Origin of the sequence: Xenorhabdus sp. KJ12.1 (assembly GCF_963876495.1) — a bacterium.
Lineage (GTDB): Bacteria > Pseudomonadota > Gammaproteobacteria > Enterobacterales > Enterobacteriaceae > Xenorhabdus > Xenorhabdus stockiae.
The window spans coordinates 32910-53114 of record NZ_CAWNQH010000060.1 but is presented as its reverse complement, the minus strand read 5'-3'; the positions used below and the strand labels follow the sequence as shown (position 1 = coordinate 53114).

Annotated in this window: 13 protein-coding genes; 8 read left to right on the top strand and 5 right to left on the bottom strand. The window is 42.4% G+C overall.

Annotation, left to right across the window (positions count from 1 at the left end; genetic code table 11):
- The first annotated feature begins 271 nt into the window (after positions 1-271).
- The 5 genes from focA to AACS92_RS07115 all read left to right on the top strand — a co-directional run bounded on the left by focA (position 272) and on the right by AACS92_RS07115 (position 7162).
- On the top strand, positions 272-1123 hold the full coding sequence (focA, locus tag AACS92_RS07135; RefSeq protein WP_099110694.1) for a formate transporter FocA: 852 nt from the start codon (positions 272-274) through the stop codon (positions 1121-1123).
- A gap of 60 nt (positions 1124-1183) precedes the next feature.
- Positions 1184-3469, top strand: a complete 2286-nt coding sequence (gene pflB, locus AACS92_RS07130; RefSeq protein ID WP_099110693.1) for a formate C-acetyltransferase — start codon at positions 1184-1186, stop codon at positions 3467-3469.
- 136 nt (positions 3470-3605) lie between these two features.
- Positions 3606-4346, top strand: a complete 741-nt coding sequence (pflA, locus tag AACS92_RS07125; RefSeq protein ID WP_099110692.1) for a pyruvate formate lyase 1-activating protein — start codon at positions 3606-3608, stop codon at positions 4344-4346.
- A gap of 310 nt (positions 4347-4656) precedes the next feature.
- Positions 4657-6018, top strand: a complete 1362-nt coding sequence (locus AACS92_RS07120; RefSeq protein WP_099110691.1) for an endonuclease/exonuclease/phosphatase family protein — start codon at positions 4657-4659, stop codon at positions 6016-6018.
- Between the two features lie 322 nt (positions 6019-6340).
- Positions 6341-7162 (top strand): BPSS1780 family membrane protein, encoded by an 822-nt coding sequence (locus AACS92_RS07115; protein ID WP_099110730.1) that lies wholly within the window; start codon positions 6341-6343, stop codon positions 7160-7162.
- Positions 7163-7294: 132 nt separating this feature from the next.
- On the opposite strand, the gene serS is transcribed toward AACS92_RS07115, so the two are convergent.
- The 5 genes from serS to lrp form a co-directional block, all read right to left on the bottom strand.
- Complete coding sequence (gene serS, locus AACS92_RS07110; RefSeq protein ID WP_099110690.1) at positions 7295-8584, bottom strand: serine--tRNA ligase; 1290 nt, start codon at positions 8582-8584, stop codon at positions 7295-7297.
- A 122-nt stretch (positions 8585-8706) separates the two neighbouring features.
- Positions 8707-10050, bottom strand: coding sequence for a replication-associated recombination protein A (locus tag AACS92_RS07105; protein WP_099110689.1), 1344 nt, complete (start codon positions 10048-10050; stop codon positions 8707-8709).
- Positions 10051-10057: 7 nt separating this feature from the next.
- Entirely contained in the window at positions 10058-10669 is a 612-nt protein-coding gene (gene lolA, locus AACS92_RS07100) for an outer membrane lipoprotein chaperone LolA (RefSeq protein WP_099110688.1), read from the bottom strand.
- 28 nt (positions 10670-10697) lie between these two features.
- Positions 10698-14249 (bottom strand): DNA translocase FtsK 4TM domain-containing protein, encoded by a 3552-nt coding sequence (locus tag AACS92_RS07095; protein WP_099110687.1) that lies wholly within the window; start codon positions 14247-14249, stop codon positions 10698-10700.
- A gap of 139 nt (positions 14250-14388) precedes the next feature.
- On the bottom strand, positions 14389-14883 hold the full coding sequence (lrp, locus tag AACS92_RS07090; RefSeq protein WP_004256338.1) for a leucine-responsive transcriptional regulator Lrp: 495 nt from the start codon (positions 14881-14883) through the stop codon (positions 14389-14391).
- A gap of 652 nt (positions 14884-15535) precedes the next feature.
- Here lrp and trxB point away from each other — a divergent pair.
- The 3 genes from trxB (at position 15536) to cydC (ending at position 20202) form a co-directional block, all read left to right on the top strand.
- On the top strand, positions 15536-16495 hold the full coding sequence (gene trxB / locus AACS92_RS07085; RefSeq protein ID WP_099110686.1) for a thioredoxin-disulfide reductase: 960 nt from the start codon (positions 15536-15538) through the stop codon (positions 16493-16495).
- A 192-nt stretch (positions 16496-16687) separates the two neighbouring features.
- Positions 16688-18457: a heme ABC transporter permease/ATP-binding protein CydD gene (cydD, locus tag AACS92_RS07080; protein WP_099110685.1), complete on the top strand. Its 1770-nt coding sequence runs from the start codon at positions 16688-16690 to the stop codon at positions 18455-18457.
- Positions 18458-18459: 2 nt separating this feature from the next.
- The gene (gene cydC / locus AACS92_RS07075; protein ID WP_099110684.1) at positions 18460-20202 is read left to right on the top strand and encodes a heme ABC transporter ATP-binding protein/permease CydC; all 1743 of its coding nucleotides are present in this window, start codon (positions 18460-18462) and stop codon (positions 20200-20202) included.
- Positions 20203-20205 lie beyond the last annotated feature (3 nt).

Here is a 20205-nt window from a genome sequence, read left to right as displayed (position 1 = left end):
ATTTTATTTAAAATAACAAATAAATGACAATTTAACCTGTTATTTTACCTTTCGTCTATTTCACACCAAATTCCTTATATAAAATTTTTTTATAAATTTTAAAAAATATTTTTAATTTAAAAATCAATTTGTTAGAATCGAAAAACGTTATTTAGCTAGTCATATATCACTGAACTTTCAATTTAATATGATCCATATCAAATTCATGTCAGTGTCCGTTTGTTACTATCATTACGTGCTATAATTAACCTAAGATAAAGAGAGTGTTAGTATGAAAACTGACGACACTTTTAACCTATTTCCACCTGCTGTAATGGCACAAATTGCTGATGATAGTGGTGTCTATAAAGTCAACAAAAATCCAGCAGTGACTTATTTATCAGCAATTATGGCTGGTGTATTTATTTCCATTGCATTTGTTTTTTATATTACGGCTACAACAGGAACTTCTTCTATTCCCTATGGCTTAGCAAAATTAACCGGTGGAGTATGTTTCTCTTTAGGGCTGATGCTGGTCGTCGTATTTGGTGTAGACCTCTTCACTTCCACAGTGTTAACTATTGTTTCGAAAGCAACCGGCCGTATTACCTGGTCACAAATGTTCAAAAACTGGCTGCACGTTTATATCGGTAATCTGATCGGTGCCCTGTTCTTTGTCACCTTGATGTGGCTGTCAGGCCAATATGCCGTTGCCAATGGTTTCTGGGGGCTGAATGTATTACAGGTCGCTGACCACAAAATGCACCATACTTTTGTCGAGGCTTTGTGCTTAGGCATTCTGGCTAACCTGATGGTATGCCTTGCCGTCTGGATGAGCTACGCAGGCCGCAGCCTTATTGATAAATTATCTGCATTAATTCTGCCAATTGGTATGTTCGTTGCCAGCGGCTTTGAACACAGCATTGCTAACATGTTTTTAATTCCTTTCGGGATTATTATTAAAGAATTCGCTCCAACTGAGTTTTGGGAAAAAGTCGGAGCAACACCAGAGCAATTTCCCCAACTGACAATTTCAAATTTCATTACTGATAATCTGATCCCTGTAACGATGGGTAACATCATCGGCGGTTCGATATTGGTTGGGTTAACTTACTGGTTCATTTATTTACGTGGCAGCCGCTGATCTTCATTTGCTTCCACACCCAATTTTTTACAAGTTCTACTGTTAAAAGGTAAAAATATCATGTCCGAGTTAAATGAAAAATTCTCCGTAGCATGGCAAGGCTTTAACGAGGGTAACTGGCAGAATGAAGTCAATGTTCGTGACTTTATTCAGAAAAACTATACTCCGTATGAAGGTGATGAATCATTCCTTGCGAGTGCCACAAAAGCGACAGATATTTTGTGGGAAAAAGTCATGGAAGGTATCAAAATTGAAAACCGCACTCATGCGCCGGTTGATTTTGATACTAACGTTGCGTCTACAATAACCTCCCATGATGCTGGTTATATTGAAAAAACTCTGGAACAAATTGTTGGCCTGCAAACTGAAGCGCCTCTGAAACGTGCCATTATCCCATTCGGCGGGATCAAAATGGTTGAAGGTTCCTGCAAGGCATATGATCGGGAGCTGGATCCGAAACTGAAACAAATTTTTACTGAATACCGTAAAACTCACAATCAGGGTGTGTTTGATGTTTATACCCCTGATATTCTGAAATGCCGTAAATCAGGTGTATTGACAGGTCTGCCAGATGCTTACGGTCGTGGTCGTATCATCGGTGATTACCGTCGTGTTGCTCTGTACGGTATTGATTTTCTGCGTGATGAAAAATATGCACAATTCACTTCATTGCAGGAAAAACTGGAAAACGGTGAAGACCTTGAAGCAACTATCCGCCTGCGTGAAGAAATTTCAGAACAGTATCGCGCTCTAGGCCAGATTAAAGAGATGGCCGCTAAATATGGCTACGATATCTCTGCCCCGGCGACTAATGCCAAAGAAGCAGTACAGTGGACTTATTTCGCTTATCTGGCGGCAGTAAAATCCCAAAATGGTGCTGCGATGTCTTTCGGTCGTGTATCCAGCTTCCTGGATATCTACATCGAGCGCGATATACATGCAGGAAAACTGACAGAGCAAGACGCGCAAGAGCTGATCGACCATTTGGTCATGAAACTGCGTATGGTTCGCTTCCTGCGTACTCCAGAATACGATGAGCTGTTCTCCGGCGACCCTATTTGGGCAACTGAATCTATCGCTGGTATGGGGCTGGACGGTCGTACTCTTGTTACCAAAAACAGTTTCCGTTTCCTGAATACCCTGTACACAATGGGACCATCTCCGGAACCTAACATGACCATCCTGTGGTCTGAAAAACTGCCTACTAATTTCAAAAAATACGCGGCAAAAGTATCCATTGATACTTCATCTCTGCAATATGAAAACGATGACCTGATGCGTCCTGATTTCAGCAGCGATGACTATGCTATTGCATGTTGTGTCAGCCCGATGATTGTTGGTAAACAAATGCAGTTCTTCGGTGCCCGCGCAAACCTGGCAAAAACCATGCTGTATGCCATCAACGGCGGTATGGATGAAAAACTGAAAATGCAGGTTGGTCCAAAAGAAGAGCCAATAAAAGATGACGTTTTGGATTATGACACCGTCACCGAACGTATGGATCACTTTATGGACTGGCTGGCAAAACAGTATGTCACCGCGCTGAATATCATCCACTATATGCATGATAAATACAGCTATGAAGCTTCTTTAATGGCACTTCATGATCGTGATGTTCACCGTACGATGGCATGTGGTATCGCAGGATTATCTGTAGCAGCCGATTCTTTATCCGCGATCAAATATGCAAAAGTAACCCCAATCCGTGACGAAAACGGTCTGGCTGTTGATTTCAAAATTGAAGGTGAATATCCACAGTTTGGTAATAATGACGCGCGGGTTGATGATATCGCTTGTGATTTGGTTGAACGCTTCATGAAGAAAATTCAGAAGTTACAAACCTATCGCAATGCAACTCCAACTCAGTCTGTGTTAACTATTACTTCTAACGTTGTTTATGGTAAAAAAACCGGTAACACGCCAGATGGACGTCGTGCAGGTGCACCATTCGGTCCGGGTGCTAACCCAATGCATGGCCGTGACCAGAAAGGGGCAATTGCTTCACTGACTTCAGTGGCTAAACTGCCATTTGCTTACGCAAAAGATGGTATTTCTTATACCTTCTCCATCGTACCTAATGCCCTGGGTAAAAATGATGACGTGCGCAGAGCCAACTTGGCAGCTCTAATGGATGGTTATTTCCATCATGAAGCCAGCAATATTGAAGGTGGCCAACACCTGAATGTTAACGTCATGAACCGCGAGATGTTACTGGATGCTATGGAAAATCCTGAGAAATATCCTCAATTGACAATCCGTGTATCCGGCTATGCTGTACGCTTTAACTCTCTGACTAAAGAACAACAACAGGATGTGATTACCCGTACATTTACCCAGACAATGTAAACATCCTGCTGCGTATTACCTCAAAAATGTCATTGTTTTAATAAGACAATTTTGATGAAATGAAACAGCATACACTTCAAGGCCCCTTTGCAATCGGGGCCTTTATTATCCTGTCAGTTTTTGGAGAAATCTTCCCATGCCCGTACTTGGCCGTATCCACTCTTTTGAATCCTGCGGAACCGTTGATGGCCCGGGTATTCGTTTTATTGTATTTTTTCAGGGTTGCCTGATGCGTTGCCTTTATTGCCATAATCGCGATACATGGGACACTCACACTGGCAAAGCAGTAACAGTCGAAGAACTTATAAAAGAAGCGACAACTTATCGTCATTTTATGAATGCTTCCGGAGGTGGAGTGACAGCTTCTGGTGGGGAAGCAATCCTTCAGGCTGAATTCGTTCGTGACTGGTTCAGGGCCTGCCATGCCGAGGGGATTCATACCTGTTTAGACACCAATGGCTTTGTCCGACGCTATGAGCCGGTGATTGATGAGCTACTGGATGATACCGATTTAGTCATGCTGGATCTGAAACACCTTAACGATGATATCCACCGGGAACTGGTTGGCGTTTCCAATCACCGAACACTCGAATTTGCTCGTTATCTGGCAAAACGTAATCAAAAAACGTGGATTCGTTATGTCGTTGTTCCCGGATGGTCAGATGATGACAAATCTGTCCATATGCTGGGAGAGTTCATCAATGATATGAAGAACATCGAAAAAATTGAGTTACTTCCCTATCATGAACTTGGTAAACATAAATGGGTTGCTATGGGTGAAGAATATAAGCTGGAAGACGTAAAACCACCGTCGAAAGAGACGATGGAAAGAGTAAAAGAAATTCTGATGAGCTATGGCCATCAGGTTATTTATTAATTAAATATACTCATCGGCTTTCAAGTAATCTCTAGTGGGCTGCGATACAACTTAAAACCCATTGGATTAAGTACATATTTATTATTCCTCAAATTAAATAATTACTGGCTCAATCATAAATTGCAGCCAGTTTTTTCCAAATGCCGTCTTATTTAACTATCGTTTAGTTTAAATTATGACATTTTCCCGTTCTATTTCCGTCATGAACTATACTAGTTAATAGTCATAGAAAATCAGCCAATAATATATAAGCCATCTTTCACATTTTGTGAGTAAATAAATTTAATTTTCACACACAGAGGATTACCCAATGAGTAATATAATAATTTATATTTTAGCATGTTATGTATTTTTTATTTCTTTGAGCTCACAAGCAAATGAAAAAGAATTAAAGTCAGATAAAAAAATATATCATTCTAATGATAATATTTTATTAAGTTACAATAAATCAAAGACTGGAGATACAACCTGGATTGGAATCTGGAAATTTAAATCTGATTCAAATACTCATCTAAACCCCTCAGATAATAACTCATGGCATCAATATTCCACTCATAGACCATATAAATTGAAATATATTATTGGAAAAAAAGGAATATATACCCTGAATGCCCTCACATTAGGCCCCGGACGCTATATCGCTTTTTTACTCAAAGGAAAAAATGACAATCAACTAAGTCACCCTGTCATTTTTGATATCGCAGATAAGAACAATAATATTCAACTAAAAGCTCTTACATTAAATATCTGGCAGGAAGGAACTCAAGTTACAGGAGGTTATGGTGGAATAGTAAATACAATTATAAACTCAAACGCCGATATTATTTCACTTAGTGAAGTAAGAAACTATCATTCTGATTTTACTTCACAGTTATCAAAAAGTCTTAATGATAAAGGCTATAAATATTATACTTATAGATCAGGAAATGATGTCGGTATTCTTTCGAAATATCCTATTAATCAACATAGTGATATTAATAGCTTTACAAAAGCATCAATTAATATAAGTGGAGAAAATATTGAGTTTTATGCAGGGCATTTAGATTACCACAATTATGCCACTTACCTACCCAGAGGATATGATGCAAATAACTGGAGTGAACTACCAAATGGCCCTGATACTAATCTAAACGATATCTTGAATGTAAATAATAATTCTGGACGCCCTGCTTCAATTCAGGCATTTATCCCTGATGCTAAGAATGAACTTAATAATAAAAAAATCGTTATCATGGCTGGTGATTTTAATGAGCCTTCCTGGCTGGATTGGACTGAGGCAACCAAAGAACTATTTGATCATCATGGAGCTATCGTTCCTTGGACAAGTACCAAATTACTAGCCGAAGCTGGCTATCTTGATACCTATCGCACTAAATACCCTGATCCAGTTAAATATCCCGGTTTTACTTGGGTAGCAAATAATCCAGATGTCGCAATCAATAAGCTTACCTGGGCACCAAAAGCAGATGAACGTGATCGGATTGATTATATTTTTTACTATCCTAGCCCACAGTTACTGGTGAAAGATGCGTTCATTGTCGGCCCTTCCAGTAGCATAGTTAAAAGCCAAAGGGTTAAAGAATCTTCGGATGATAAATTTGTAACACCAAAAGGAGTATGGCCATCCGATCATAAAGGCGTTTTAATTACATTTAATCTGAAAATCAAATAAATTTTAAATGAAAAATTATATTATATGATTATCTAACTACTAGTTTCATATGAAATTATCTTGAAATAGTACTGATTTTAAATAACTTATATAGTAAATACCCACTGTAATACAAAGGGCATTAACCTAAAATATTAAATAATCTTATTCCTCAATATAAATGAAAAATAGAATGATAATCCTTTAATCGGAAATAAATTAACCCTTGTTGATTAATGGCTTTCATGGAACAATTCTACCTAACTTATCCAGAAATCTTCCAGGATGGATTTAGTTAATATTTAATTTGGAAATTATCATTCAATCAAATAAAGCGAAAAAAATGAATAATCAAGATATCGAACTCAACTCTGGGGAAGGTAATATTTCCCTAACTAAAGAAAAAGAAATTTTCATTCGTGAAGGTCAGGCTGTAGGTGCTGGTGCTGCAACTGAATGGATTGGCGATGCCTGGAAAATGTTTAAAGCAAATCCATTACAGTGGATACTGTTTACATTAGTCTATTTCGCCATTATTTCAGTATTGAATTTTATTCCATTTATTAATTTTTTAGTGGGTTTATTCGGTCCGGTACTTGTTGCTGGTGTTATCGCTGCTGCTGAAAAACAGAGGACTACAGGGGACTTTAAGATAGATTTACTCTTTTACGGATTTAAAGAAAAATTAGGTTCACTGGTTGCTGTTGGTGCTCTTTACATAGGAATATGTGCACTTGGAGTCATTGCTGCTATTTTTATTGCAGGCTTTGGTATGATCGATTTTATTTTAGCCTCTCAAGAGGTAAATCCAGACCCACTACTATTGATTCAGGCTATCCCTTCTTTTATGTGGGCGTGTCTTGTGTTCTGTGTTTTCGCCATTATTGCTCTTGCATTTATCTGGTTTGCCCCTGCACTGATTATTATCAATAATCTGAAATTTGGTGACGCAGTGTCAATGAGTCTGAGTGCTGTAAAGAAAAATTTATTGGGTGGTTTTCTGTTTTTCTTACTCATGGGTATTATGATGTTTGCATCAGCGATCCCCTTACTTTTAGGCTTCATTATCACCTTGCCCATGAGCCTTCTTGTTTATTATACAACGTACCGCAGCATTTTTTATGCACAGGAAGACAAACAAACACAATCAGATTTAATTGTCTAAAGTTTTTTCTTTCAATATCTATAATAAGCGCTATTTCAGTGTTTATTATTTTTCTCTAACTAAAAACGTATATGTCATTAAATAAAAAAGCGCCTCACTAGGCGCTTTTTTATTACTTAGAATAAGCAGTTATTAACCAATATATTCCAGTCCATTCATATAAGGGCGTAATACTGCCGGAACTTCAATTCGGCCATCTTCCTGCTGATAGTTTTCCATCACTGCAACCAGGGTACGGCCAACAGCCAGACCTGAGCCATTCAGTGTATGTACCAGCTGGGTTTTCTTATCATCTTTACTGCGGAAACGAGACTGCATACGACGAGCCTGAAAATCCCACATGTTAGAACAAGATGAAATTTCACGATAAGTATTCTGGGCCGGTAGCCACACTTCCAAATCGTAAGTTTTTCTTGAACTTGCACTCATATCTCCGGTACACAACAACATCTTACGGTACGGCAGGTTTAGTAACTGCAATACTTTTTCCGCATGTCCCGTCAGTTCTTCCAGTGCTTCCATTGATTTCTCAGGATGGACAATCTGAACCAGCTCGATTTTATCAAACTGGTGCATACGGATCAGGCCACGGGTATCACGACCATAAGAACCCGCTTCAGATCGGAAACAAGGCGTATGTGCCGTCATTCTCAAAGGAAGATCTTTCTCATCCAGAATTTCACCACGCACTAAGTTAGTCACCGGTACTTCCGCAGTCGGGATCAGCGCATAGTTACTACCAGATTCTTCTTCCAGCGCTTTAGTATGGAATAAATCTTCACCAAATTTAGGCAGCTGACCTGTACCAAACAGAGTGTCATGGTTGACCAAATAAGGAACATAGGTTTCCAGATAACCATGTTGTTCAGTATGCAAATTCAGCATAAACTGCGCCAATGCACGGTGCAAACGGGCAATCTGGCCTTTCATTACCACAAAACGCGCACCCGTTAATTTCACTGCTGCCGCAAAATCAAGACCATCAGTCAATTCACCCAATGATACGTGATCTTTCACTTCAAAATTATACTGATGCGGCTCACCCCAACGGCTGATCTCTACGTTATCGCTGTCATCTTTACCATCAGGAGAAGAATCATCAGGAATATTCGGCATACTCAGTGCAAGATCACGGATCTCAACCTGTAATGCTTCCAATTCCGCTTTTGCTGTATCCAGCTTTTCTCCCAATTGATTGACTTCCTGACGCAGTGGTTCAATATCCTCACCACGGGCTTTCGCTGCACCAATAGATTTCGATCGGGAATTACGTTCTGCTTGCAGGGTTTCAGTTTCAACTTGTAAAAGTTTACGGCGCTCTTCTTGTTTACGCACCGTCTCCACATCAAGGGTATAACCCCTGCGAGCCAGTTTTTCGGCGACTGCGTCTAGCTCATTACGCAGCATATTTGGATCGAGCATGCTATTCCTGTGCTTGTTTGTTATTGAGAAAAAAGTTATTGGTAAAACAGTAATAAAATCAGTCTGGACTAAGCAGACTGATAGAGGTTTTTTAACATACCAACATTACCGTATCAGCCACATTAACGATAGCGTTTTATTGGACTATTTTGATCCTGCGACATTAGCCAGTTTAATTTTTCACCGATTTTACCTTCCAATCCTCTGTTAGTCGGATGGTAATAAGTTGTCTTTTGCATCTCAGGCGGAAAATAAATCTCTCCGGCGGCATAAGCATTAGGCTCATCATGCGCATAACGGTATGCTTCACCATATCCCATCTCTTTCATCAGCTTCGTTGGGGCATTACGCAAATGAGCCGGGACATCATAATCAGGCTTCTCCTGAGCATCGGCCATAGCCGCTTTAAATGCAGTATAAACAGCATTGCTTTTAGGGGCACAGGCAAGATAAACAATCGCCTGCGCAATGGCCCGCTCTCCTTCTGCGGCTCCGACACGCGTGAAACAATCCCATGCAGCAATGGCTACCTGCATCCCACGAGGATCTGCATTACCAACATCTTCAGAAGCTATCGCCAGTAAACGTCGGGCAACATAAAGAGGGTCACCGCCGGCAGTGATGATCCGCGCATACCAATATAGTGCAGCATCTGGTGCTGAGCCGCGGATTGATTTATGTAAGGCCGATATTAGATCGTAATATCTGTCACCTTTATTATCAAAGCGTGCACTTCTTTCCCCACTGACTTCTTTCAGTAGTTCAATTGTCAGAATCCGCTGGCCTTCCGCATCAATTTCTGCCATATCTGACATCATTTCCAGCAGATTCAGTGAACGGCGCGCATCACCGGCTACCAGCTCTGCGAGTATCTGCCGGGTATCTTCCGGCAACACAATATTTTGTCCACCAAGACCACGTTCTTTATCATTTATGGCCTGAGTCAGCACTTGTTCTATTTCTGCTGGCGAAAGGGATTTCAGTAAATAGACTCGTGCCCGTGATAACAGAGCTGAATTTAATTCAAAGGAGGGATTTTCGGTTGTAGCACCAATAAATGTAATTGTGCCATCTTCAATATGTGGCAGAAATGCATCTTGCTGGCTTTTATTAAATCGGTGAACTTCATCAACAAATAGAATTGTTCTACGACCTGCATTGCGATTTTGCCGTGCTTTTTCGATGGATTCCCGGATCTCTTTGATACCAGAAGTCACCGCAGAAATACGTTCAATATCTGCCTGCGCATAATAACCAATGATTTCAGCTAATGTGGTCTTTCCCGTGCCGGGTGGTCCCCATAAAATCATAGAATGGAGTTGACCCGCACGAATAGCTTTTGGTAAGGGTTTACCTTCCGCTAATAAATGCTGCTGACCAATATAGTGATCTAACGTGATTGGCCGCATTTTTGCGGCCAATGGCTGAAATTCATTCTGTGAAAAATCAAGAGAAAGATTGTTCAATTAAACCTCACTGGCGTTGATCGTCCAGCGTCACACCTTCTGGCAGAGTGAATTTAAATTTTGACGCATCTACACTCGTGTTCTGCTGCCCTTTCAACTGATAAGCACTTTTCTGTCCATCTTGTTCAACAGCAGTAAATTTCTGAATAGTGCCATCTGGTGTCACTGTGATTGAAAAATACTTAAGATTCCTGCTAGCACTCTTAGGTGTCAACTCAAAATGATTACCATTTTGGGTCACTTTGTATTGTTTCCAATCAGCTGAATCATTACGGGCAATCAACATAAATGGCGTATTCCCCGTAGCATCTTTCAGCCAATTGGCCGTAACTTGTTCGACAAAAGGATTATAAAACCACAATGTCTTACCGTCAGAAATCAAAGTACTTTCATCAGGTGATGTCATATGCCAGTTAAACAAATTAGGACGTTTAACCCAAAGTTGACCTTCACCATTTTGAATCGCTGAGCCATCATTACTGGTAACTGTCTGGGTAAAATTTGCATGAAAGCTATTTACCTTACTCAAACGTTCCTGCAAATCATGGGCAGCATCAGCCCATGCAGAACTCACGCTCAATCCCATCATCAGACAGCCAATCAACATCAGTTTTTTCATGTGTGAGTACCTTCAATTCATATTATTATCAGTGTTCGTGTGGCGGAGGAGCTAAAACCTCACGATTACCATTATGACCCGGCGTACTGACAATTTGCTGAGCTTCCATCTGTTCTACGATACGGGCTGCCCGATTATAACCAATGCGGAATTGACGTTGTACTCCGGAAATAGACACCCGACGTTTTTCAATCACAAACTCTACAGCTTGATCGAACAGAGGGTCCAACTCTTCATCACTATCCAATCCCAAACCGCCTTCACCATCTTCACCCCCTTTAATAATACTATCAATATATTGAGGGCGACCACGAGCTTTCCAGTCATTAACAACTTCATGAACTTCCTGATCACGCACGAAAGCCCCGTGAACACGTACAGGAATAGATGAATTTGGCGCTAAATAAAGCATATCCCCCATGCCAAGCAGTGATTCTGCACCACCCTGATCAAGAATAGTACGGGAATCAATTTTACTGGAAACGGTGAAGGCAATTCGCGTAGGAATATTAGCTTTAATCAGACCTGTAATAATATCAACAGAAGGACGCTGGGTTGCCAGCACCAGATGGATACCTGCTGCCCTTGCTTTCTGGGCCAGACGGGCAATCAACTCTTCTACTTTTTTCCCTACCGTCATCATTAGGTCGGCAAACTCATCGACCATCACAACGATATAAGGCTCTTTTTTCAGAACAGGGTGTTCCACATCCATGCTGTCACCGGGTTTCCAGAATGGATCAGGAATAGGACGGCCCATTTGCTCTGCCTGTTTGATCTTATCGTTATAACCTGCAATATTGCGCACACCTAAAGCTGACATCAGTTTATAACGGCGTTCCATTTCATTAACACACCAACGCAATGCGTTAGCTGCATCTTTCATATCTGTAACGACTTCAGTTAACAGATGTGGTATGCCTTCATAAACAGATAGTTCGAGCATTTTCGGGTCGATCATGATAAAGCGGACATCTTCGGGTTTTGCTTTATACAGGATGCTGAGGATCATCGCATTAACCCCCACAGATTTACCCGAACCGGTCGTCCCTGCAACCAGTAAGTGCGGCATCTTCCCTAAATCAGCCACAACAGGCTGCCCCCCGATATCTTTCCCTAAAACGATGGTTAAAGGTGAGGGGTTATCACGGAATTTTTCGCAGTCCAATACTTCTCGCAAATAAACGGTCTGACGTTTTTTATTAGGTAACTCCAGACCGACATAAGGCAGTCCCGGTATCACTTCTACAATCCTGACAGCTACAGCTGAAAGTGAACGAGCAAGATCACGGGATAGATTGGAAATACGCGAAGCTTTAACGCCGGGAGCCAGATCCAGCTCGAACCGGGTAATCACAGGGCCAGGCGAAAACCCGACAACATCAGCCTTGACCCGATAATCATTCAGGCGAGATTCAATTAAACGTGAAGTCTGTTCCAGAGCGAACATGTCGACAGGTTCTTCTTCTGCTGGCGGAGCTGCCAGAAGATCGAGAGAAGGCATCGGTGTAGTTGGTTTAGGTAATGGTTGATCATTACGCACCAAAAATGGATGGAACAGGCTTTGCTGTGGTTGCTGCGGTTGCTGCGGTTGCTGCGGTTGCTGCGGTTGCTGCGGTTGCTGCGGTTGCTGCGGTTGCTGCGGTTGCTGCGGTTGCTGCGGTTGCTGCGGTTGCTGCGGTTGCTGCGGTTGCTGCGGTTGCTGCGCAAAATTATGCCGGACTTCTGCCTCGTGGGAAACACTCGGAACAGGAGAAATTGCTGAAACACTTGAAACAGGCGGAACATTTTTTTCCTGTTCTGGTTGTGCAATATCTTCTACAGGTATGAACTCAGAAGGCATAAAGAGTGGCTCTGTTGGCACTGATTTATCTGAACTATCAATTTGTGAAAGATATTCAAACACAGATTTTTCAGGCTGTTGTAAAGCGGTAGTCTGGTTTTGGTAGCGCTCACTCTGCTGCTGCTCAAATGCTTGCCGCAACATTTCTTCCTGCTCTGCCTGCTCGTCAACATTATTGATAGGTCGCTCAGCTGGAGCCTCTACTGCTGTATCGTCATATGTGTTATCAAGAACAGTCTCGTTTGGAGCATAGTTAAACAACTCTGCATCCTCTTTAGGCTCTTTTTCAACATCACTGCCGTAACGCTCACGTTGCTGATCAAGAAATTGCTGGCGCAGCATATCTTGTTGTTGCGCATCCATTTTCTGTTCTTCAGCCTCAGCATTAAGCTCTTCCTGTCTCTCCTTTTCTTTTCGCTGTAAATGTTCAGCCAAACGATGAGAAGGAACTTTAACGCCATACAATTCACGGCGAGTCGGTATCCGTACTGGGTTCGGTCTCGGCATCTCGGGACCAATACCTTGTTTTACCTGCGGGTTTCTTACTGACACAGCAGGAGTTGTTACCGGACGCTGCAACTCATCATCGTTATCAGGTAATGGCGACACAGCTAAAATATCCTGCACTGTAGCTGAATGAATATTGGCTGGAGATAGGTCTGGTTCCGGCACAGTATGCGACGCATTACTAAACTCTGCGGTTATATTCCTTGTTTGCTCATCACCCGGCAGTTCAAATGTATAACGGGTAGGTTCTGCTTCCTGAGTATTCTCAGCCTGCTCTGATATAGCCTGAGTTGTTTCCGGAACAATAGAAACCAGAGGTTCAAATGAAGCACTCTCAGATGCAATGCTTCCAGATGAAATACTGACAGGAGAAAGGCTTTCTTCTGATTTTTCGCTTTCTGGCTGCTTTGAATCAATATTCGCTAATTCTGCTACCGTTGGTGTTACCAACAACGCATCGTCTTCATCGACAATACCTGAATTCTGCATAATGTCAGCAGTAGCAGGCTTATTCCCATTATGACCAGATTCTTTTTCAGCTCCAGAGGAAGCAGAGACTGCATCTTTTTCCAGTAGCAGCTCTTCCTGTTCTTCATCATATTCAGATTCAGGACGGCTACGATTGAGGACAAAGCTAATTGAATCGAGAATACAAGCGCCAATTTTTTCTGCAATAGTAAGCCAGGACCAACCAGTAAATAGCGTAAATCCAATAACCCAAATACCAAGCAGGGCCAGAGTGGTACCCAGAATATTGAGCCACGGCAAAACGGCGTTACTGAATAAACTGCCAACTACACCACCTGACGCAAAATCATTGAAATCATCAATATTAAGTTCTGCTAAACCACATGAAGTCAGGATAAGTGCCAAGGCACCAATAATACGTAATGCGAGCGTGAAAAAATCTACATACTCTTGCCTATCTTTCTGACGGAAAGCATTCCAACACCCTAAAAAGATCAATGGCGGGACTGCATAGGCAAGAATACCGAATGCGGAAAATAGTATGTCTGATAACCACGCACCAACACTGCCACCTAAATTATGGACAGGCTCATGCCAGGCAGTTTGGGACCAGCTGGGGTCGGAAGGATGAAAACTGACAAGTGCTACCATTAAGTAGACGGCACATATAGCAATAACCAACAGAATGGCTTCCAGAAGCCTGCGGCCACTGCTGACTCTTTTTAATTTAACACGTTTGTCTTCTGTATATTCCTGGTTCAAGAAAGGCTCTCCAGGTTTTCCTGTAGATTAAACGGAACAACGCTGAGGGCAGCTCAGCGTTGAAACTGTATGCATAAACAGGAGTGTACCTAACTTTTTCCTGTTTTGCATCTATGCACTGTACATTGTAGACAAAAGCTTAACGAGTCTTAATTACCAGACGGTTACTCTGTTTCACTTCTTCCATAACTACATAAGTACGAGTATCGTTAACACCCGGAAGGCGTAGCAGGGTTTCACCCAGCAATTTACGGTACGCAGACATATCTGGTACACGTGTTTTCAGTAAGTAGTCAAAATCTCCAGAAACTAAATGACACTCTTGAATTTCTTCAAGTTTTTGTACGGCAGTATTGAACTGCTCAAAAACATCTGCTGCTCCGCGATTCAGGGTGATTTCAACGAATACCAGCAATGATGCATCCAGGTAGTGAGGATTCAACAACGCCGTATAACCAGAAATAAAACCCTGACGCTCTAAACGACGTACACGCTCCAGACAAGGAGTTGGTGATAACCCTACTCGTTTGGATAATTCCACATTAGAAATACGGCCGTCTTTCTGCAATTCATTAAGGATATTACGGTCTATGCGATCAAGATCTTTTCCTGGACGCTTCTTATTATCTATCATCTTATTGCTCTCTCTTTATATTCCTACACCCATAACATTTTCCCTATCTCTTTTAAGCAGTTGAGCTGGAAAAGATGTCTTCAAAGGCTAAAGCTCAATCTGTAACCAAGGTTTGGGGCCTGCACGTAATCTTCCAGAACACAATTTCCCAGAACTCGATTAACCAAAATACGACTTACTAGAACACCGTCTTCCAGAATGTAATTTCCCAAAACACGATTTTCCCAAAACATTGGGTTTCCCAGAAAGCAGCTTATCGGCAATTTTTAATATTCTATGAGAAAATCATCCCCTCAGAATTGTCTATTCTATAGAAACAATTGATTAGCGAGGTAGATAATTATCTCTTACACAGATGTTTTCGCAAATGCATAGCCGATTGTCAAAGTAAATGAACAAAAATCAGAACAACATACCAAACAAATTTTCGGTAAATCGCCTTAGTCGCTCGTTTCATGACTAAAACGCATAAATGATGTTCAATTCAAAATGTTAAGCACTTACTCCTTACATTCCCATTACATCATAGTTACTATCTATCGGTAAAATCGTTAATAACATGAATATTTTATCTGATAATCGCTTTTTTTAACTTATCATTTCTCCTACAATCCCTAAATCCACGATATGTGATAATGGAAATGAGGTATTCATGAGTACAGCCAAACACAGTAAGCTCATCATTCTTGGCTCAGGTCCTGCTGGTTATACTGCTGCTGTTTATGCAGCCCGTGCTAATCTAAGTCCCGTACTCATTACAGGGGTTGAGAAAGGCGGCCAATTAACCACCACGACTGAAGTTGAAAACTGGCCCGGTGACCCTGAAGGGCTGACAGGCCCTGGCTTGATGGAGCGTATGTTCCAGCACGCTGAAAAGTTTCAGACAGAAATTGTTTCCGACCACATTAGGAAAGTTGATTTCTCAAAAAAACCATTCCATCTGTATGGTGATGATCAAGAATATAGCTGTGATGCTCTGATCATCGCAACTGGTGCTTCGGCTCGCTATTTAGGCTTACCTTCCGAGGAAGAATTCAAGGGGCGTGGTGTTTCTGCCTGTGCAACCTGTGATGGTTTCTTCTACCGTAAACAAAAAGTTGCAGTTGTCGGTGGTGGTAATACCGCTGTTGAAGAAGCATTGTATCTGGCAAACATTGCATCTGAAGTTCACCTGATACACCGTCGTGATACTTTCCGCTCAGAGAAGATCCTGATTGACCGTTTGATGGATAAAGTTAAAAACGGCAATATTATTCTGCATACAGACCGCACTCTGGACGAAGTTTTGGGTGATGAGATGGGCGTAACAGGTGTTCGTATCCGCGATACTAAGAGCGATAACACCGAAGAGTTGGATGTTGCCGGTGTTTTCATTGCTATCGGCCACAGCCCGAATACCGATATTTTTGCAGGGCAGCTTGAACTGGAAAACAGTTATATCAAAGTCCAGTCAGGTTTGCATGGAAATGCCACTCAGACTTCTATTCCGGGTATTTTTGCCGCTGGTGATGTAATGGACCATGTTTATCGTCAGGCGATTACGTCTGCCGGTACTGGCTGTATGGCAGCACTGGATGCTGAACGTTTTCTGGACGGGCTGGCAACCAAATAAAATTATCTCCCTTAAAAGCGCTATTCCGGTAGCGCTTTTTAACAGGGCGCATTTTTTGTAAGTAACATTTTGTAGATAGCATAGTGTTGTAGATAGCATGGTGTTGTAAATAAAATAGTGCGCGGAAGCTGGCAAGGTGGTTACCAGCTTGTTTTGATACTTTGTATCATCTGTTAATCTGAAATTTTTCTTATGGACAAAACAAGACAATCTGAACTGGTTCGATGGCTGAAACAACAAAGTACCCCAGCTCGTCGATGGCTTCGTCTATCCATGCTATTGGGCCTGATTAGTGGCCTACTGATTATCTCTCAGGCCTGGCTGCTCGCTTCCATTCTTCAGGCGCTTGTCATGGATCATGTTCCCCGTGAAAATCTTATCAGCCAATTTGCAATGCTACTGGCTTCTTTTACCCTGCGAGCGGTTGTCAGTGCTATTCGGGAGCGTATCGGCTTTATCTGTGGCAAGGTTGTACGTCAGCAAATCCGCCGTATGGTTTTGGATAAGCTGACCCAATTAGGGCCTGTCTGGGTAAAAGGTAAACCTGCTGGCAGCTGGGCAACGATTATTCTGGAACAGATCGAGGATATGCAGGATTTTTATTCCCGCTATTTACCTCAAATGACCCTCGCAGCCACTATTCCAGTGCTTATTCTGATGACAGTATTTCCAATCAATTGGGCTGCCGGTGTTATTTTATTGGTAACAGCACCTTTGATTCCGCTTTTTATGGCATTAGTCGGATTAGGAGCAGCAGATGCGAATCGACGCAATTTTATTGCACTCAGCCGGTTAAGCGGTAATTTTCTTGATCGTTTGCGGGGTCTCGAAACATTGCGCTTATTCCATCGGGGAAAAGCTGAAGTTAAGCAAATTACCGAATCAACTGAAGATTTCCGCCTCAGAACGATGGAAGTGCTGCGCATGGCGTTTTTATCTTCTGCAGTACTAGAGTTTTTTGCTGCTGTTTCTATTGCCGTTGTCGCTGTCTATTTTGGTTTTTCTTATCTGGGAGAATTGCATTTTGGCAGTTATGGCCTTGGTATCACACTATTTGCCGGTTTTCTGGCGCTTATCCTGGCTCCGGAATTTTTTCAGCCGCTACGTGATCTGGGTACTTTCTACCATGCTAAAGCTCAGGCTATCGGTGCGGCGGAATCACTTTTCACGCTGTTAACCAGCGATGAGGAACATGCCTCATACGGCGGTAAAAAAATCCTGTCAGATAAAAATGCTGTCAGTATTGAAGCAAATGAGCTGGAAATTTTGTCGCACGATGGTCATCGTCTTGCTGGCCCTTTGAACTTTACGATTGAGCAGCATCAGCGTATTGCATTAGTGGGTAAAAGCGGTGCGGGAAAAAGTTCTCTTATAAATGTCTTACTCGGTTTTCTTCCTTATCGCGGCTCACTAAAAATCAATGGAAGTGAACTCAATGAACTTGATCTCGACAAATGGCGTGAACAATTAAGCTGGGTTGGGCAAAACCCTCACCTGCCAGAACAGACCATACTTGATAATATCTGTCTTGGTCAGTTTGATGCGACACAGGAACAAATTCAGAGTGTCATGCAACAAGCCTATGTTACGGAGTTTGTCTCTGAACTGCCCGATGGCATAAACACCGTTATTGGTGATAATGCAGCACGGCTATCTGTTGGGCAGGCACAGCGTATTGCTGTCGCCAGGGCTTTATTGCATCCCCGCCAGCTTTTGCTGCTGGACGAGCCCGCCGCCAGTCTCGATGCTCACAGTGAGCAACGGGTAATGACAGCCTTGAATCAGGCATCCAGTCAGCAAACCACGCTATTGGTTACACACTTACTGGAAGAAACGCCGGAATATGATCAAATCTGGGTGATGGAAAGTGGACTTATTATCGAAAAAGGCAACTATGAAAGCCTGAGACAATCTCAAGGCGCATTTTCCCGCCTGTTGTCTCATCGCAGTATGGAGCTTTAATCATGCGTATATTACTTCCATTTCTCGCACTATATCGCCGCCACTGGTTTCTCATCAGTTTAGGGATGGTTCTGGCAACACTAACTCTGTTAGCCAGTATTGGCTTACTTACACTGTCTGGCTGGTTTCTAGCTGGTACGGCTGTGGCGGGCTTTGCCGGAAAATATACCTTTAATTACATGCTGCCTGCCGCAGGTGTCCGGGGCGCCGCAATTTTCCGCACTGCCGGGCGTTATGGAGAGCGGCTGGTTAGCCATGATGCTACATTTCGGGTATTGGCCCATCTGCGGGTATTTACCTTTCAGAAGATCCTGCCACTTTCGCCGGGAGGGATTGCCCGTTTTCGTCAGGGGGAGCTATTAAACAGGATTGTGGCTGATGTAGAAACATTAGATCACCTCTATCTTCGTGTCCTGTCTCCATTGCTTGCTGCACTCGCTGTGATTGTAGTTCTGACATTAGGTCTAGGCTTTCTTGACTGGACTCTCGCCTATACTCTCGGCGGTATTATGCTGGGATTATTACTGATCTTACCTTTTGTGTTTTATCACGCAGGTAAACCTTATGGCAGGAATATCACAGTATTACGTGGGCAGTATCGAACTTTACTCACCAGTACATTACAGGGTCAGGCAGAATTAACCGTTTTCGGTGCCCTTAAACGTTTCCGCCAGACAATGTCCGAAGTTGAATATCAATGGCTAAAAAGCCAGCAACAGCAAGCCAACCTGACAGGGCTTTCTCAGGCCATCATGATTTTTGCTACTGGTATGACGGTAACATTAATATTGTGGCTGGCAGCAGGAGATGTAGGCGGAAATAGTCAACCCGGTGCATTAATTGCCCTGTTTACATTCTGTGCTCTTTCAGCATTTGAATCTCTGGGGCCAGTCACTGTTGCATTCCAGCACATGGGGCAGGTGATCTCGTCAGCAACCCGCGTTTCTCAGCTAATGCATCAGAAAGCAGAAGTCACCTTTCCTGCTGACGGGCCAAAAAGTACAGGCAATCTCAGCCTTGAGATAAAAAACATAGAATTCACTTACCCTAACCAGCCTATACCTGTATTGCAGAGTGTTTCACTGTCTCTTCAGGCAGGTGAACATATCGCCTTATTAGGTAAAACTGGCTGTGGTAAATCGACTCTTTTGCAATTATTAACCCGGGCGTGGAATGTTGATAACGGAGAAATTCTACTCAACCAGCAGCCCATTTCTCTCTATGATGAAGCCACACTGAGATCAATGATATCAGTCGTTCCTCAACGGATACATGTATTCAGCCATACTCTGCGGGAAAATCTGTTAATGGCAAAACCGGGTGCCACAGATGAAGAATTAGAAACGGTATTGCAACAGGTTGGCTTAGGAAACTTGCTAGAAAACAATGAAAAGCTAAACTGTTGGATGGGCGAAGGCGGACGTCAGCTTTCAGGTGGTGAACAACGCCGCTTGGGTATTGCCAGAGCATTACTACATAACTCACCACTCATGCTTCTGGATGAACCAACAGAAGGGCTTGATGCAGATACTGAACAACAAATCCTGGCACTATTACGCCATAATTGTCAGGATAAAACACTTATTGTAATTACCCATCGGTTAACAGGCTTACAACACATGGATCGGATCTGTGTGATGGATGGGGGACGTATCATTGAGCAAGGACAACACGATGTGTTATTGTCCCAACAAGGACGCTACTACCAATTCTATCAACGACAGAGCTATCCTGATCAGGAGTAATAA

Excerpts from the sequence above, each read along its gene's own strand:
- focA (WP_099110694.1), top strand. The coding sequence starts at position 272 with ATGAAAACTGACGACACTTTTAACCTATTTCCACCTGCTGTAATGGCA.
- pflB (WP_099110693.1), top strand. The coding sequence starts at position 1,184 with ATGTCCGAGTTAAATGAAAAATTCTCCGTAGCATGGCAAGGCTTTAAC.
- pflA (WP_099110692.1), top strand. The coding sequence starts at position 3,606 with ATGCCCGTACTTGGCCGTATCCACTCTTTTGAATCCTGCGGAACCGTT.
- AACS92_RS07120 (WP_099110691.1), top strand. The coding sequence starts at position 4,657 with ATGAGTAATATAATAATTTATATTTTAGCATGTTATGTATTTTTTATT.
- AACS92_RS07115 (WP_099110730.1), top strand. The coding sequence starts at position 6,341 with ATGAATAATCAAGATATCGAACTCAACTCTGGGGAAGGTAATATTTCC.
- serS (WP_099110690.1), bottom strand. The coding sequence starts at position 8,584 with ATGCTCGATCCAAATATGCTGCGTAATGAGCTAGACGCAGTCGCCGAA.
- lolA (WP_099110688.1), bottom strand. The coding sequence starts at position 10,669 with ATGAAAAAACTGATGTTGATTGGCTGTCTGATGATGGGATTGAGCGTG.
- lrp (WP_004256338.1), bottom strand. The coding sequence starts at position 14,883 with ATGATAGATAATAAGAAGCGTCCAGGAAAAGATCTTGATCGCATAGAC.
- trxB (WP_099110686.1), top strand. The coding sequence starts at position 15,536 with ATGAGTACAGCCAAACACAGTAAGCTCATCATTCTTGGCTCAGGTCCT.
- cydD (WP_099110685.1), top strand. The coding sequence starts at position 16,688 with ATGGACAAAACAAGACAATCTGAACTGGTTCGATGGCTGAAACAACAA.
- cydC (WP_099110684.1), top strand. The coding sequence starts at position 18,460 with ATGCGTATATTACTTCCATTTCTCGCACTATATCGCCGCCACTGGTTT.